Here is a 15,545-nt window from a genome sequence, read left to right as displayed (position 1 = left end):
GACCGTGCCCACGCAGGGATCAAGCCTGACCGCCCGGAGTGGGCACGGTCGGCCGCAGCCCCAGACCGCAACCAGTCACAACCCACCGCACCCCCAAACCAGAAACTCAGGAAAATGACCCCGAGCACGATCCTCACCATCGCCGGCTCGGACTCCGGTGGCGGTGCCGGCATCCAGGCCGACCTGAAGGTCTTCGCCGCGCTGGGCGCGTACGGCACCAGCGTCCTCACGGCGGTCACCGCCCAGAACACCCGGGGTGTCGACGCGGTACTGCCGCTGCCCCCGCGCACTGTCACCGAACAGTTGGACAGCGTCCTCACCGATTTCACGGTCGCCGCGGTGAAGACGGGGATGCTCGGCACCCCGGCGATCGCCGACGTGGTGGCCGAGGCGGCCCGGGACGGCCGGTTGCCGCAACTCGTCGTCGATCCGGTGCTGGTGGCCACGAGTGGCCACCGGCTCGGCGTGGTGGGCGCGGTGGAGCGGCTGTTGCCGTACGCCACTGTGGCGACCCCGAACTGCGCGGAGGCGGCGGCGATCACCGGACGCCCGGTGGACGACGTGGCCGCGATGGTCGTGGCCGCCGAGGCCCTGGCGGCCGGCGGCCCGGAGTACGTGGTGGTCACGGGCGGTGACCTCGACGGGGGCGAGGCGGTCGACGTGCTGCACGGCGCGGGGGTCACCACTGTGTTGCGCGGACCCCGGGTGAACACCCGGCACACCCACGGCACGGGGTGTTCGTTCTCCGCGGCCATCGCGGTGCGGCTCGGTCGGGGCGACGCGGTGCCGGTCGCCGTGGGGGCCGCCAAGGAGTACGTGCTCCGTGCGCTGACCGGCGCGCGGGGCTGGGAGCTGGGCGCGGGGCGCGGGCCGCTGAACCACTTCGGCTGGTCCGCCTGATCACCAGGAGGCTGTCATGCACGCACGAGGCAAGGTGTACGTCGAGGGTTCGCGGCCGGATGTCCGGGTGCCGTTCGCGGAGGTGGGGTTGACCGGTGATCTGCCACCGGTGCGGCTCTACGACACGTCGGGTCCTGGTTCGGACCCGGAGGTGGGGCTGCCGCCGTTGCGGGGGCCGTGGATCGCCGAGCGGGGTGATGTGGCGCCGGTGCGAGGTCCGGGCACACCACTGGCCGGTGTGGACGGTCGCCGGCCGACGCAGCTCGCGTACGCGCGGGCCGGTGTGGTGACGCCGGAGATGGAGTTCGTGGCGATCCGGGAGAACGTCGACCCGGAACTCGTTCGGTCCGAGATCGCCGCCGGCCGGGCGGTGCTCCCGCTCAACGTCAACCACCCGGAGTGCGAGCCGGCGATCATCGGAAAGGCGTTCCTGGTCAAGGTGAACGCCAACATCGGCACCTCGGCGGTCAGCTCGTCGGTCGCCGAGGAGGTGGAGAAGCTGACCTGGGCCACCCGCTGGGGCGCGGACACCGTGATGGACCTGTCCACCGGTAAGCGCATCCACGAGACCCGGGAGGCGATCGTGCGGAACTCCCCGGTGCCGATCGGAACCGTGCCGATCTACCAGGCGTTGGAGAAGGTCGGCGGCGACCCGGTGAAGTTGAACTGGGAGGTGTTCCGGGAGACCGTGATCGAGCAGGCCGAGCAGGGCGTGGACTACATGACCGTGCACGCCGGTGTGCTCCTGCCGTACGTGCCGCTGGCCGTGAACCGGGTGACCGGGATCGTTTCCCGTGGCGGTTCGATCATGGCGGCGTGGTGCCTGGCGCATCACGAGGAGAACTTCCTCTACACCTACTTCGAGGAGTTGTGCGCGCTGCTCGCGAAGTACGACGTGACGTTCTCCCTCGGCGACGGGTTGCGCCCCGGCTCCATCGCCGACGCCAACGACGAGGCGCAGTTCGCCGAGCTGCGTACCCTCGGCGAGCTGACGAAGATCGCCTGGGAGCACGACGTCCAGGTGATGATCGAGGGCCCCGGTCACGTACCCATGCACAAGATCAAGGAGAACGTGGACCTTCAGCAGGAGTGGTGCCACGAGGCGCCCTTCTACACGCTCGGTCCGTTGACCACCGACATCGCGCCGGCGTACGACCACATCACCTCGGCGATCGGCGCCGCGATGATCGGCATGTTCGGCACCGCGATGCTGTGCTACGTCACGCCGAAGGAGCACCTCGGCCTGCCGGACCGGGACGACGTGAAGGCGGGCGTGATCGCGTACAAGATCGCGGCCCACGCGGCGGACCTGGCCAAGGGGCATCCCGGCGCGCAGGCCTGGGACGACGCCCTGTCGAAGGCGCGGTTCGAGTTTCGCTGGGAGGACCAGTTCAACCTCTCGCTGGACCCGGAGACGGCCCGCTCGTACCACGACGCGACCCTGCCCGCCGAGCCGGCGAAGACTGCGCACTTCTGCTCCATGTGTGGCCCGAAGTTCTGCTCCATGAAGATCACCCAAGAGCTCAAGGAGTACGCGGCGCGCGGCATGAAGGACAAGTCGGACGAGTTCATCTCCGGCGGTAGTCGGGTCTACCTCCCGCTCGCCTGACCTGGCCGGGCCGTCAGTGCTCCGGCCCGCGGGGTGCCGTGGGTTGATCGACTCGGGTTCATGAATGTCGGGCTGTCCGGGCGACTGTGTCAGCCCGGAATCAATGAACCCGAGTCGATCAGTCAGTCGCGGTGGTGTCGGCCGCTGGAGCGCAACGACCGGCGGCCGTTCTCCTGCTCGGGCTCGTTGTCCGACACCGGCTTGCTCAGCCCGGCGACCCAGTCGACGAATTCCTCGTCCTGGGTGGCCAGCGGCTCGGCCGCGTCCGACGTCTTCGGGCCCTCCTCGTCGGCACGCGACCGGTTGCGGCGGAACAGCCCACCGAGTCGTCCCCGTCGGGAGGGTTGCTCCGCCACCTGGGTTGGCGTCGGGGCTGCCGACGTGGCGTCGGCACCCGCCGGATCGCCGGTGCCGCTGTCGGTGGCACCGGTGGGCGACTCCGTCGACTTCGGGTGGTCGGTCGTGACTGCCGGCTCGCTGGTTCCGGTCGGGGTTGTCCGCGTTGACGAGCTGTCCTGCGGTCCCGTCGACCTGGCGCGCCGGGAGGTGTCGAACGCGTTCCAGGTGCCGGCCCGGCTCAGATCCGGCAACGGTGCCCGATGCCGGGGCCTGGGCGTCGGCTCGGTCGGCTCGTCGGACCCCCTGGACCCGTCCGACGCCGTCGTCGCGGGCTCGGCGGCCTGCGGTGGCACCGTCCACGTCGAGGTGACCGGCCAGGCCGACGGCGCGGGCGTCCAGCGGTCCGCGTCCGGGTCATCGGCGGCGGTGGCCCCGAACAACCCGGCAGCGGGAACCTCGGCGGCGGTCCCGGCGCTGTCGGTGCCCCCGGCGATCACCGAGTCGCTGGTCGGGTCGGCCGGTGCTGTCGAGCTGCCCGTGCCGGTCGTCGGAACGCGTGGGGCGGCGGTGGCCTCCGCGGCAGAGTCGCCGGTCGCTGTCGGTGCCGCCGGTGCTCGCCTCGCATCAGCTGTGGTCGGTGTGTGCGTGGCCCCGGCGGTGGTGGCCGGTGCCTGTGACGCCCCGGCGGTGGTGGCCGGTGCCTCGTCGGTTGCCGTGGCCGGTGACTCGGGGTCGGCCGGGACCGGCGTCGTGTCAGCTCCGGCGGTCGTCGAGGTGGCCGGCGTTCGCTTCGAGCCGGTGGCCGGTGCTCGCTGCCCGCCGGTAGCGGTGCTGCGGGCTGCTGCCGTGCCGGTGTCAGCAGCCGACGTGGGCTCGGACGTCGCGCCCGACCGCTCACCCGGGCTCCCCAGGCCGGGCACCGCAGCGGCGGTGGCCGCGTCGGAGCCAACGCTGTCGGCGGACCTGTCCGGCCCGGTCCCCCTCGTGGCGCGGCCGGTGGCCGTCCCGCCGGTGCTCGTCTCGGGGTTGGCCGTCTCGGGGGCGGCCGTCGTGCCGGTAGGGGACGTGCCGTCAGCCACGGCGTCCGGGTCGGTCTTCGGCTTGCGGGTTCGTCGCGGCTTGATCGTCTGCGGCGGCTCGGGCGTGCCGTGGTCGCTCGTGTCCGTGCCGGTCGTTTCCGTGCCGGATGCGCCCGTGCCGGTCGTGCCCGTGCCGGCGGTGTCCGTGCCAGTCGTTTCCGTGGCGGTCGTGCCCGTTCCGGTCGTGTGCGTTCCGGTCGTGTGCGTTCCGGTCGTGTGCGTGCCAGGTGCGTCGGTGCTGGTCGGGGCGGCGGCCTTGCGGGTGGCGCGCCCACCGGTCAGCTTGCGGCTCGTGCCCGTCGCCGCGCTGCCGGTCGGCCCGTCGGCCGCTCGGCCGTCTGCCGGGTTGGTGGCGTCGGCGCGTCCGGCGGCGCTGCTGGTCGCGGTGGCGGCACTGGCGTCGGCGCTGGCTGAGGGCCCGGTCGTGGCCGGGACGTCATCGTGGCGCGCCGAGGGCGTCTGGGCTGCGGCGGCGAGCTCACCGGTCGGCGCGGTCAGCCAGGCAGCGGGCTGACTCGGACCGGCGGGGGACAGCGGACCAGCGGGCGACAGCGGATCAGCGGGGGACAACGGGCCGGCGGAAGACAGCGGATCAGCGGGGGACAGCGGGCCAGCGGGGGACAGCGGATCCGCCGGAGACGGCGGAGTGGAGGCGGACGGAGCAGCGGCGGGAGTCGGGCCGTGCTGGCCGCTCGCTGTGGTCCCCGGCCAGTCCCAGTGGGCCGGGACGGTGCGTACGCCCTCGGGGTCGCCCGTCGGCCACGGGCCGGCGACGACGCCCGGCTGCGCGCGGGTGGACAGCTCGGCGTTGGCCGACTCCGGGTCGGTGCGCTCGGCGGTGTCCCGATCGTTCGCCGACGCGGCGTCGGGTAGCGCCGGGCCGGCGGGCAGTGGGCGCAGGATGGCGGTGGGCTTGATCGCCTGCGGATCGGCGGTACGGGTGCCCGTCGGCCAGCGCAGCAGCGCGGCGGCGGCCGCGCCGAGTGCTCCGGCGAGGATCGCGATCAATGAGCCGTAGTAGGGGGTGGCCTGGTAGCGGTCCACCGCGTCACCCGGACCGGCGGTCAGGTAGGCGAACGCCACCAGCACCGGACCGGCCACTCCGGTGGCCCCGCTGACCAGTGGGGCCTGGCCGCGCCAGCGAGCCAGCCCGGCGGTCGCCGCGCCGGCCAACAGCGCCACGGTGGGCAGCAGGAGCAGCGCCAGTCGCTGGGCGGCGGCGTCGCCGAGCCAGCTCGGCTCCAGCACGCCGAGCCGGACGGTCGGCAGCGGGCCGACAGCGCCGAGCGACGGTAGGACGGAGATGAGCGCCAGCAGCCAGACCGCGCCGGCCACAGCTGTCATGTTCCAGCCCAGCTCGGGCCGGAACAGGACGGCGATCGCCGCGCCCGCCCCGATCACCGCACCGACCATGGCGCAGATGCCCACCGCCCAGACCGGGTCGACGGAGATCAGCTCCGCGGCGCGGGCGGGCTGCATGCAGAGCGGGGCGATGACTGTGGCGCCGAGCGCCGCCGCGCCACCGACCGCCAACTGCCGGCCGGTGCTGGCGGCCGGCACGTCGCGGCGGGCGAGGCGTCCGGTCAGGACGGCACCGGCCACGGCGGCGTTCGCGGCGAACCAGCCCACCCAGACGAGCTGGGCCGGCCACTGGTTGACTGTCGTACCGGTGAATGCGCCGGTCAGGCGGACGATGCCGAAACCGTACGCGACGCCGAGCTGGCCGGCTCCGGCCAGCACGCTCACCCCGAGCGCCGTGAGCAGCAGTTTGCCCCAGGTCCGAAAGGCCATGTCCGGCACGTTACGCACCTGGTACACCCGATAGCCAACGGCGCGCCGCGCGGCACGCCGGTGGCCATCGGCGGGTCTACTTGAGTTCGACCAGCCGGGCCAGGTAAGTCGTATCCCCGACATTGGTCAGCATGTGCACCGCGCCCGGGTCCCGGTAGACCACCCCGCCGGTGGGCTCGTCGGCGTCGATCCGGGTGCCGTCGACGGTCTGTACGACGTTCTTGGCACCCTCGATCGCCACCACCAGGTAGGGGTGGTCGTGCCGGTGCAGCGGTTGCCGCCCGCCCGGTTCGAGGCGGATGTGCCAGACCCGGACCCGGTCGTTCTCGTACACGATCTCCTGACCCACCGGTCCGAGTTCGGTTCCGTCGATCACGTCGGTCATCGTGCTCCGTCCAGTTGGGGCAGCACCTCGGCGGCGATCAGCTCAAGGTGGTCGAGATCATCGAAGTCGATCAGGCGCAGGTGGACCCGCGTGGTGCCGATGGCGGCGAACTCGTTGATCCGTTGCGCGAGTTGCGCGGGGGAGCCGACCACCGGGTCCTCCGGAGGCAGCGCGCTCTTCTCGTGCAGGGGCGCGGCCCGACGCTGGGCCTCCGCGTCGGTGCGGCCGATGGCGACGACGATGCCGGCGGAGAGCACCAACGGGTCGCGCCCGGACTCCGCCCGTCCGGTGCGCTCACACGCCTCGCGCACCCGGTCGTACGCCTCGGCGGTGACGGCCACGGACTTGAACGGCATGTTGAACTCGTCGGCGTACCGGGCGGCCAGTTCGGGTGTGCGCTTGGGGCCGCGCCCGCCCACGATGATCGGCGGGCCGGGCACCTGCACCGGCTTGGGCAGCGCGGGAGCGTCCACCAGCCGGTAGTGGTCGCCGGTGAAGGTGTACGTCTGGCCGGGCGGGGTGGCCCACAACCCGGTGATCACCTCCAGCTGCTCGGCGAGCCGGTCGAAGCGCTCGCCGACCGCCGGGAACGGGATGCCGTACGAGGTGTGCTCGCGCTCGTACCAGCCGGCGCCGATGCCCAGGTCGACCCGGCCACCGCTCATCTGGTCGACCTGCGCGACCATCACCGCGAGCGGGCCGGGCAGGCGGAACGTGGCCGACGTCACCAGGGTGCCGAGCCGGATCCGTTCGGTTTCCCGGGCCAGGGCGGCGAGGGTCAGCCAGGCGTCGGTCGGCCCGGGCAGGCCCGGGTCCGCGCCCATCGACTGGTAGTGATCGGCGCGGAGGAAGCCCTCGTAGCCGCAGGCCTCAACCAGCCGGGCGAACCGGAGCTGGGTGTCGTAGCTGGCGCCACGGTTCGGCTCGGTGAAGACCGACACCCGCATGGTCAGTGTCCTTCCACGCCGACGGAGGCCGGCTGCTCGCGTTCCATCAGCAGTTCGTGCAGGTCGGCGCTGACCTGGGCGACGTCGGCCAGGTGGGCGTTGCGGCCCAGGGTGCGGGGCCGGGGGATGGCCACCTCGACGACCTTGCGGATCCGGCCGGGACGAGGGCTCAGCACGACCACCCGGTCGGCGAGCAGCACCGCCTCGTCGATCGAGTGGGTGACGAAGACGATCGTCGGCTTGTTCTCCATGTGCACCCGCTGGAGTTCGCCGGAGAGTTCCTCGCGGGTGAGCGCGTCCAGCGCGGAGAACGGCTCGTCCATCAGCATCACCCGGGGCTCGCCGATCAGCGACCGGCACAGTGACACCCGCTGCTGCATACCGCCGGAGAGTTCGTGCGGCAGCCGCTTCTCGAAGCCGGCCAACCCGGCCACGTCGAGCAGTTGCCGGGCCCGTTCCCGGTGCTTGGCGCGGCTCCAGCCGAAGATCTCCACGGGCAGCAGGACGTTGTCCAGCACGGTGCGCCAGGGCAGTAGCGCCGGCTTCTGGAACAGCATGGCGATGTCCTGGCGCGGGCGGGTGATCGGCGTACCGGCGACGGTGATCTCACCGGCGCTCAGCGGGAGCAGGCCGGCGATCAGCCGCAGCAGAGTGGACTTGCCGCAGCCGGAGCGGCCGAGCACGGCGACGAACTCGCCCTCGGCGACGTCGAGGTCGATGCCGCGCAGCGCCTCCACCCGGCCGGACCGGCCCTCGAAGGTGCGGGACACCCCGGACAGTCGGATCATCTCCGGCGTACCTCCGCTGAGTCGAGGGTCAGGAATCCGACAAAGGCTAACCGCCGTGTCGAGGTATGGCACCGGCTGGGGTGGTCGTCATGTTGTTTCCGTTCCGCAACCCGATACGCCTGGCGTCACAACTGTGGGTTTCTCGTACGCTGTGCCCGCGAAGAGTCCCCTCACGACGGCGGAGCCCGGCTTCCACCCCTCTCGCCGGCCCGTCATAACAACCCCCTCCGGTGGCCTGCCGGCCCCGGTCGGAAAGGACATGGTGCACTGATGAGAAGGCTGACCCGTACGGTCGCTACGGCCGCGCTGGCCACCGCCCTCGCCCTTGTCTCCGCCTGCAGCAGCGGGTCGGATTCGGCCGACGACGCCAAGGGCGGCGACGGCAAGGCGCTGGAGAAGGTGACCTACCTCACCTCGTTCGGCAACTTCGGCCGTGACTCCTACGCCTGGGTGGCGAAGGACAAGGGCTTCTTCAAGGAAGCCGGCTTCGACGTCGAGATCAAGGCCGGCCAGGGCACCGGCGGCGTGATCCAGACCGTCGTCGGCGGCCAGGCCGACTTCGGCCCGATCGACCTCACCGGCGGTCTGCTCCAGCTCGGCAACGGCCAGGCGAAGGACTTCACCGCGGTGGCCGCGATCCAGCAGCGCACCATGGCGGGCATCGCCACCGTCGAGGGCAAGAACATCAGCTCCCCGAAGGACCTGGAGGGCAAGAAGCTCGCCGACACCCCCGGGTCCGTGGTCCGCAACCTCTTCCCGACGTACGCCCGGCTCGCCGGTGTGGACGCGACCAAGGTGACCTGGGTCAACGGTGAGGCGCAGAACCTGATCGGCACGCTGGCCTCCGGCTCGGTGGACGGCATCGGTCAGTTCGTCGTCGGTCAGCCGACCATCGAGGCGGCGGCCCAGAAGAAGGCCGTCATGCTGCCGTACAGCAACGTGATGCAGGACCTCTACGGCAACGTGCTGATCACCTCCTCGAAGATCGCCAAGGAGAAGCCCGAGATGGTGAAGCGGTTCACCGCGGCGCTGCTCAAGGGCCTCGAGTACAGCCTGGCGAACTCCAAGGAGGCCGCCGACATCCTGAAGAAGAACGTCGACGCCACCAACCCGGTCTCCGCCGCCGCCGAGCTGGACCTGATGGCCGCGTACGTCCGCTCCGGCAACACCGGCACCGCGATCGGCACCCTGGACAGCGGCCGGGTCGCCAAGAGCATCGCCATCCTGCAGGGCGCCGGCGCGCTGAAGCAGAACATCACCCCCGAGCAGATCATCGACTTCAGCCTCGCGCCGAAGGCCTGATCGTCCGTCGTCATCAGGGGGTACGTTCCGCCGATCCCGGTGGGCGTACCCCCGACGCTCGTCGGCCCCCGGCGGGCCGTGGGACTTCGAGGAGGACAGAGATGACCGACGTCCGGTCAGCGGACCCGGCGGTGGCGGAAACCCCGCCTCCCAACGCCGGCCCCGAGGCGGGGCGCGCGGGTCGAGGCGCCGGCCTGCGCGCCGGTGCCGATGCGGTGCTGCCCGCGGTCGGCATCCTGACCGCGCTGGCGGCGTGGTGGCTGGTCGCCCGGCTGGAACTGGTTCACCCGGTCGCCCTGCCGCCGCCCGGTGACGTGCTCAACGCGTTCGTCGAGAAGCCCGTCCAGTTGTTGGAGCACACCTGGGACACCACGCTGGAGATCCTGACCGGCTTCGCCCTCTCGGTGGCCGCCGGTGTGCTGATCGGGCTCGCCCTGGCCAGCTCCCGCACTGTGGAGCGGATGTTCACCCCGCTGCTGGTCGCGGTGAACGCGGTGCCCAAGATCACGTTGGGTCCGCTGCTGGTGGTGGCGCTGGGCTGGGGTCAGAAACCGATCCTGACCATGGTGTTCCTGCTCTGCTTCTTCCCGATCGTGCTCTCCACCGCGACCGGCCTGACCACCACGCCGGCCGACCTGGCCGAACTGGTGCGCTCCTGGAACGCGTCCCGCTGGCAGGCGTTCCGCAAGGTGCGCTTCCCGGCCGCGCTGCCGCAGATCTTCGTCGGGCTCAAGGTGGGCATGCCGCTGGCCGCTATCGGCGCGGTGATCGGTGAGTTCCAGGCCGGTGAGAGTGGTCTGGGCTACGTCATCACGCAGTACGCGGGCATCGGCGACGCCGCCACCGCCTGGGCGGCGATCATGCTGGTGGCGCTGGTGAGCATCCTGCTCTACTCGGCGCTCCTGCTGATCGAGCGAATCGCCCTGCCCTGGGTCCGAGAAACCACCAGCAGCCGCTGAGAGCAGACCAACAACAGAAGAGATCAATCCCAGCAAACGCGAACGGGCCGGCCCCCATCGAGGAGGCCGGCCCGTTCCGTCGAAGCCGCAGGCGAGCGTGGTGTGGCCGACCGTGCCCGGCGGAGGGATCAAGCCTGACCGCCCGGAGCCGGGCACGGTCGGCCACACCCCCACCCGGCACCCCGACGATCCCGCCGGACCACGCAAGCCACACGAGGCCCGGAAGCGTTTACCCCGCCAACCGCCAGCGACCATTGCGGGCGACAAGCGTGGTGAGCGCCTGCGGCATCAGGCCGCTGTGGTTGTCCGGAGTCATCCGGATCGGGCCGGACAGACCGTCCATCTGGGACGTTTCCAGCACGTCCCGGATGCCGTTGCGGTCGACCTTCCCGATCTCACCGCCGGCGCGCAGTTCGGCGTCGGCGATGAGCTGGACGGCGTCCGCGGCGAACGACGAGGACCCGTTGTAGCCGCCGAAGCGTGCCGTGTAGTCCTGGAACCACTGCCGCCGCGCGGCCTTGGCAGGAGTGGTCGCGATCACGTCGTCGATCACCATCGTCTGCGTGAAGATCAGCGTGGCCTTCTCGGTCGCCTTGGCGGACGCGCCGAGGAAGAGGTCCCCGGCCGCTCCCGCGTCGAAATAGATCGACCCACGGAAGGTGGTCTGCTGGGCGCTGGCGGCGGCCAGGGTCGCCTGCTCCGGCGGGGTCCAGAAGACCATCGCGTCGGGCTTGCCCGAGGCGAGCTGCTGCACCTGTCGGCTGACGTCGGTGTCGGTGGTCTTGATCCGCTGCTGCCGGAGCGAGATGTTCGCCTTGTCCAGCTCGCTCTTGAGGGCGGTCGCGCCCTCCTGGCCGTAGTCGTCGTCGCTGACCAGCATCCCCACCTTGCGGATGTTGTTGCGGCGCAGTTCGGTGGTCAGAGCGGCGGCGCTGTCCGGGGCGTTAGGGCCCAGCTTGAACACGTAACGCCGTTCGGCGACCGGTGCGGCGATCGCGCCGGAAGCCGCCAGCGCAATGGTGGGAATCCGCTTCTCGTTGATGGTGCCGACCGCACCGACTGCACATTCGTTGCAGCCGCCCATGATGATGGCGCTGACCCGCGAATCGTTGCTGAAGTCGACGATGTTGCGAAGTGACTCGGCGGAGTCGGAACGGTTGTCCTTGACCGTCAGCTTGATCTCCCGGCCGTTCAGTGCTCCGGAGGAGTTCAACTGCTCGACCTTGAGTTCGAGGGCTCGCTGGTATGTCCGGCCAACAGTGGCTGCGGCGCCGGACAGTTCGAGATCAGCGGCGATCACGATCGGACTCGTGTCCTGCTCTGCCTCGCCGAACTGGCAGCCGGTGAGCGTGGTGGCCACTACGGCCGATGCGAGCGCCGCGATGGTCGCGGAGCGGATGGGGCTCAACTCAGTCCTCCAGGTGCGGGCGCGGGCGCTGCCCGGTCACCGCCGCTAATCCGTCCTCAGTGGAGGGCGGGATCTTCTCTGCCGTACGGTGTGCGCGAAGCCTGCAAAACCTTGCCAATGGCCGGCGCTGTGGTCAAGCGCGGACCCCGGTGGCATTTTCGGGACGGCCATCCCACATGCTGGGGTAACGCAATGTTTGCAAAAGCTCACTTTGCATACACGCGTGACCACTCTGGAGTTACATGCCCTGTTCAGGGGCTTGCGGAAATGAAGGTATCAGTTGACCGGATCACGGGATGCGCTCCGTCCGACCGTTTCCTACCTCACTGCGGCTTCCCAAACACGATCATCTCTGATGAAATCGCGGCCGTGCCGCGCGTGGTCCCCTCCGCTTACGGCATGGCTCGGCGGCTCAGGCGGGGAAGAAACGACGGAGGCGATGTCGTGAGCACCGGACCGACGACCCTGCCCGCGCTCGGCGACAGCAGCCGGCGTGAACGCCGACGGATGCCGAGACTGCGCGACGCCCGGATCCGGTCCAAGCTGGCGCTGATTCTTGTCGTCCCGGTGGCGGCGGTGATCGCGCTGGCCACGGTCCGTCTGATCTCCGTCGGCGAGGGCGCCTTCGACGCCACCCGGGCCCGGTCACTGACCGCGCTCTCCATCGACGTCAGCGCCCTCACCCAGGATCTCCACGCCGAACGGATGGCCGCAGCCGCCTACCTGGCCACCCCGCAGCAGCCGGCCGATGCGTACAACCTGCGGGTCCGACAGACGCAGCAGAAGGTGGACGAGTACCGCGCCGAGCGAGGCCGGATCGGCGACGTGCCGGCCGCCCTGCGGGACCGGCTGGCCGCCATCGACGACCACCTGGCCACTCTGGACGGCACCCGCCAGGAGGTGCTGGACCGCCGGCAGATGGCGGTCGCCGAGGCGGTGCTGCGCTACGGGGTCATCCTCACCGACCTGGTCTCGTACGGTGACGGCCTGGCCCAGCTGCCCGGCGACGAGAGCCTGGCGGACAGCCGTCGCGCCGTCGCCGCGTTCGCTCGCGCCAAGGCTTCCGTCGCCGAGGAGGAGGCGGTCGCCTTCACCGCGCTGACGGCCGGCCAGCTCGACTCGGAGCAGTTCTCGTCCTTCGTGGCAACGTTGACGGGTCAACAGGAGGCCCTGGTCGCCTTCTCGCTGGCCGCCGACCCGGTGCAGCGCGGCCTGGTCAACAGCACCGTCTCCGGCGACGCGGTCGGTCTGTCCGACCGGGTGGCCACCGACATCACCCGCTCGGTCGGGCAGCGCCCGCTGGTCAGCGCGCAGGACGCCACCGCGGCCATCGGCGCCGTGAACGACCTGATGCGCTGGGCCGAGATCCAACTGCAGGACCGACTGCTCCAGCAGGCCGACCAGGCGCGCTCGGACGTCATCCGGCAGGCAGTGGTCGAGTCGGTCCTGGTGCTGCTGACCCTGATCATCGCCGTGTCGCTGGCCGTGGTGCTGGCCCGCTCGCTCAACCACTCGCTGCGCCGACTGCGTGAGGGCGCCCTCTCGGTGGCCAACCACGACCTGCCCGACGCCGTGCAGCGGCTGCAGAACATGGGCAGCGTGGGCGACGGCGGGGTGGACGAGATCGTCCGGCAGGTCCGCGACCCCATCCAGCTCAACAGTCGCGACGAGGTCGGTCAGGTGGCGCTGGCCTTCAACGTCGTACACCGGGAGGCGGTGCGGGTCGCCGCCGAGCAGGCGGCACTGCGGACCAGCGTCTCGGCGATGTTCCTCAACCTGGCCCGCCGCAGTCAGACCCTGGTCGACCGGATGATCGGCGAGCTGGACGCGATCGAGCGCGGCGAGGAGGACCCGAAGCGGCTCGCGCAGCTCTTCGAACTGGACCACCTGGCCACTCGAATGCGCCGCAACGACGAGAACCTGCTGGTCCTGGCCGGCGCCGACTCCGCCGTACCGCGTCGTGACGACGCGTTGGTGGTGGACGTGCTGCGCGCCGCCCAGTCCGAGGTGGAGCTGTACAACCGCATCGAGTTCGGGACCGTGGACACCGACATCTCGGTGGCCGCGCACGCGGTCAACGACGTGGTGCGTCTCGTCGCCGAACTCCTCGACAACGCCACCCGGTTCTCACCGCCGAACACCACTGTGGTCGCCGACGGTCGCCGGATCCGCGACTACGTCCTGATCCAGATCGAGGACCGTGGGCTCGGCCTCACCGACGAGCAGCTCGACTCGCTCAACCGGCGGCTGGCCGCCCCGCCGAGCGTCGACGTCGCCGCGTTCCGGCTGATGGGTCTGGCCGTGGTGAGTCGGCTCGCCTCCCGCTACGGCATCCGGGTGGAGCTGCGTCGCAACGTCGAGGGCGGCACCGTCGCCCAGGTGACGCTGCCCGCCACCACAGTGGTGCTGCCCAGCAACCGAGGCCGTGAGCAGGTGCTCACCCGGCCGCGTCAGCCGATGGCAGTGGAGCAGACGCCGCTCACCCCGGTCGGTCACGCCGAGCAGTTCGCCGGTGCCGCCACGTCGGCGGCGCCGCTGCCCGACCAGTGGCGGACCAGCACGCCGGCACCCGCCCAGTGGCAGTCACCGCTCGACTCGCGGGACACCACCCCGGCCGTGCAGGCGGGTGGCTACACCGGCCCGCGCTCGACCATGCCACCGGCACCCGCCGACCCGGCACCAGCCGCTCCGGCACCCGCCGCCCCGCTCCCGCCGGCCCGTCCGGCGTACAGCAACGGCGCGGGCGCGTCGATGGGCAGCCCGACGGTGGCCTACCCGACGGTCGACCCGCTGCCCCGTCGGGGTGCCGCCGCGGACGGCGCGGACGGGCGCGGCGGCCATGGCCTCCCGGTCGGGCCGGTCGCCGGGCCGGGCGCGGTGGCACCGCCGGTGCCCGCCGCACCACCGGTGCCTGCCGTGCCGTCGGTGCCCGCCGCACCGGTCAGCACCCGGCCCGACTTCCCCGCCGAAGCGCCGATCTTCCGGGAGATGGAAGCGGTCTGGTTCCGGTCGCACGGCGACGACGCCACCGCGATCTTCACCCGGCCCAACTTCGACGAGCCGCCCGCACCCGCCGCCGACTCCGGCCTGCGCAGCGGCAACAGCGCGGCGTCCGTGCCGGCCGCGCCGCCGGCCCGGCCGAAGCTGCCGACCCGCACCCCGGGCAGCTCCGACGGCACGACCACGCCGGGCACCGGGGGCAACGGCGGCGCGACGATGGACGGGTTCGCCGCCCGGTCGTCGGCGCCACCGTCGTACACCCCGAGCCCGGCACCGAGCCCGGCACCGGCTGGCCGGACGGCTCCGGCCGCGCCCGCTCCCGACCCGGAGGCCTGGCGTACGGCGGCCGACGAGGGCTGGTCGCGGGCCAGCCGGGCTGCCGAGCCGGCCCCCGCCGGGACCACCCGTTCCGGGTTGCCCAAGCGGGTGCCGCAGGCACAGCTCGTGCCGGGTGGCATCGAACCCAAGAGCGGCCGGGACCGCAGCCGGCGGACCCCGGATGAAGTACGTGGTCTGCTGTCGGCCTACCACCGCGGTGTGCAGCGCGGTCGCACGGCCGGAACGGACCTGAACAGCACCTCGACCAAGGAGAGCCGATGAACAGGCCAGCTGCCATGCAGGACATGGGTTGGCTGCTCACCAACTTCGCCGACAGCGTGGCGGGTATCGCCCACGTGGTGGCGGTGTCCGCAGACGGGCTGTTGCTCGCGTCCTCCCGGGACCTGCCGGCGGACCGGGCGGACCAGCTCGCTGCGATCACCTCCGGCGTGGTGAGCCTGACCGAGGGCGCGGCCCGGATGTTCAGCGCGGGCGGGGTGTTGCAGACAGTCATCGAGATGGACAGCGGGTACCTCTTCCTGATGTCGATCAGCGACGGTTCGTCGATGGCCGTACTGGCCGCGCGCAGCTGCGACGTGGGTCAGGTGGGCTACGAGATGGCGTTGCTGGTCGAACGGGTGGGCGCCGCGCTGGTGCCGCTGCCGCGCGACGCGGTGCGCTCTTAACACCGGAGGACGGCGCTCACTCCGAGCGCCGGAC

At 71.5% G+C, this 15,545-nt stretch carries 11 protein-coding genes; 6 read left to right on the top strand and 5 right to left on the bottom strand.

The genetic code is table 11. The annotated features are described in order from the left end of the window. Positions 1-114: 114 nt before the first annotated feature. Together thiD and thiC are read left to right on the top strand one after the other, a co-directional pair. Complete coding sequence (gene thiD, locus QCZ28_RS25475) at positions 115-900, top strand: bifunctional hydroxymethylpyrimidine kinase/phosphomethylpyrimidine kinase (protein WP_279519010.1); 786 nt, start codon at positions 115-117, stop codon at positions 898-900. Between the two features lie 16 nt (positions 901-916). Further along, positions 917-2,509, top strand: coding sequence for a phosphomethylpyrimidine synthase ThiC (thiC, locus tag QCZ28_RS25470; RefSeq protein ID WP_279519009.1), 1,593 nt, complete (start codon positions 917-919; stop codon positions 2,507-2,509). Between the two features lie 122 nt (positions 2,510-2,631). On the opposite strand, the gene QCZ28_RS25465 is transcribed toward thiC, so the two are convergent. From QCZ28_RS25465 to QCZ28_RS25450, 4 genes are all read right to left on the bottom strand, one after another. Then, a complete protein-coding gene (locus QCZ28_RS25465; RefSeq protein ID WP_279519008.1) occupies positions 2,632-5,718 on the bottom strand; it encodes a hypothetical protein in 3,087 nt (1,028 codons plus the stop codon). A gap of 76 nt (positions 5,719-5,794) precedes the next feature. Further along, positions 5,795-6,103: a cupin gene (locus tag QCZ28_RS25460; protein ID WP_279519007.1), complete on the bottom strand. Its 309-nt coding sequence runs from the start codon at positions 6,101-6,103 to the stop codon at positions 5,795-5,797. Beyond that, positions 6,100-7,050 (bottom strand): LLM class F420-dependent oxidoreductase, encoded by a 951-nt coding sequence (locus tag QCZ28_RS25455; RefSeq protein WP_279519006.1) that lies wholly within the window; start codon positions 7,048-7,050, stop codon positions 6,100-6,102. Before QCZ28_RS25455 ends, QCZ28_RS25460 begins: the two co-directional genes overlap by 4 nt. A 2-nt stretch (positions 7,051-7,052) precedes the next feature. After that, positions 7,053-7,838: an ABC transporter ATP-binding protein gene (locus QCZ28_RS25450; protein ID WP_279519005.1), complete on the bottom strand. Its 786-nt coding sequence runs from the start codon at positions 7,836-7,838 to the stop codon at positions 7,053-7,055. Between the two features lie 270 nt (positions 7,839-8,108). Here QCZ28_RS25450 and QCZ28_RS25445 point away from each other — a divergent pair, with 270 nt between their 5' ends. Both QCZ28_RS25445 and QCZ28_RS25440 read left to right on the top strand, forming a co-directional pair. Next, positions 8,109-9,140, top strand: a complete 1,032-nt coding sequence (locus QCZ28_RS25445) for an ABC transporter substrate-binding protein (protein WP_279519004.1) — start codon at positions 8,109-8,111, stop codon at positions 9,138-9,140. Between the two features lie 101 nt (positions 9,141-9,241). Next, positions 9,242-10,099 carry an ABC transporter permease gene (locus QCZ28_RS25440; protein WP_279519003.1) on the top strand — a complete coding sequence of 286 codons (858 nt, stop codon included), beginning with the start codon at positions 9,242-9,244 and terminating at the stop codon, positions 10,097-10,099. 229 nt (positions 10,100-10,328) lie between these two features. Here QCZ28_RS25440 and QCZ28_RS25435 read toward each other — a convergent pair whose 3' ends face one another. Beyond that, positions 10,329-11,507 carry an ABC transporter substrate-binding protein gene (locus QCZ28_RS25435; protein WP_279519002.1) on the bottom strand — a complete coding sequence of 393 codons (1,179 nt, stop codon included), beginning with the start codon at positions 11,505-11,507 and terminating at the stop codon, positions 10,329-10,331. A gap of 444 nt (positions 11,508-11,951) precedes the next feature. On the opposite strand from QCZ28_RS25435, the gene QCZ28_RS25430 reads away from it, so the two are divergent. Together QCZ28_RS25430 and QCZ28_RS25425 are read left to right on the top strand one after the other, a co-directional pair. Next, positions 11,952-15,107: a sensor histidine kinase gene (locus QCZ28_RS25430; protein ID WP_279519001.1), complete on the top strand. Its 3,156-nt coding sequence runs from the start codon at positions 11,952-11,954 to the stop codon at positions 15,105-15,107. Continuing rightward, positions 15,104-15,511 carry a roadblock/LC7 domain-containing protein gene (locus QCZ28_RS25425; RefSeq protein ID WP_030329975.1) on the top strand — a complete coding sequence of 136 codons (408 nt, stop codon included), beginning with the start codon at positions 15,104-15,106 and terminating at the stop codon, positions 15,509-15,511. Before QCZ28_RS25430 ends, QCZ28_RS25425 begins: the two co-directional genes overlap by 4 nt. The last annotated feature ends 34 nt before the right edge of the window (positions 15,512-15,545 follow it).

Origin of the sequence: Micromonospora sp. DH14 (assembly GCF_029809455.1) — a bacterium.
Lineage (GTDB): Bacteria > Actinomycetota > Actinomycetes > Mycobacteriales > Micromonosporaceae > Micromonospora > Micromonospora parva.
This window is presented reverse-complemented; position numbering and strand designations above follow the sequence as displayed.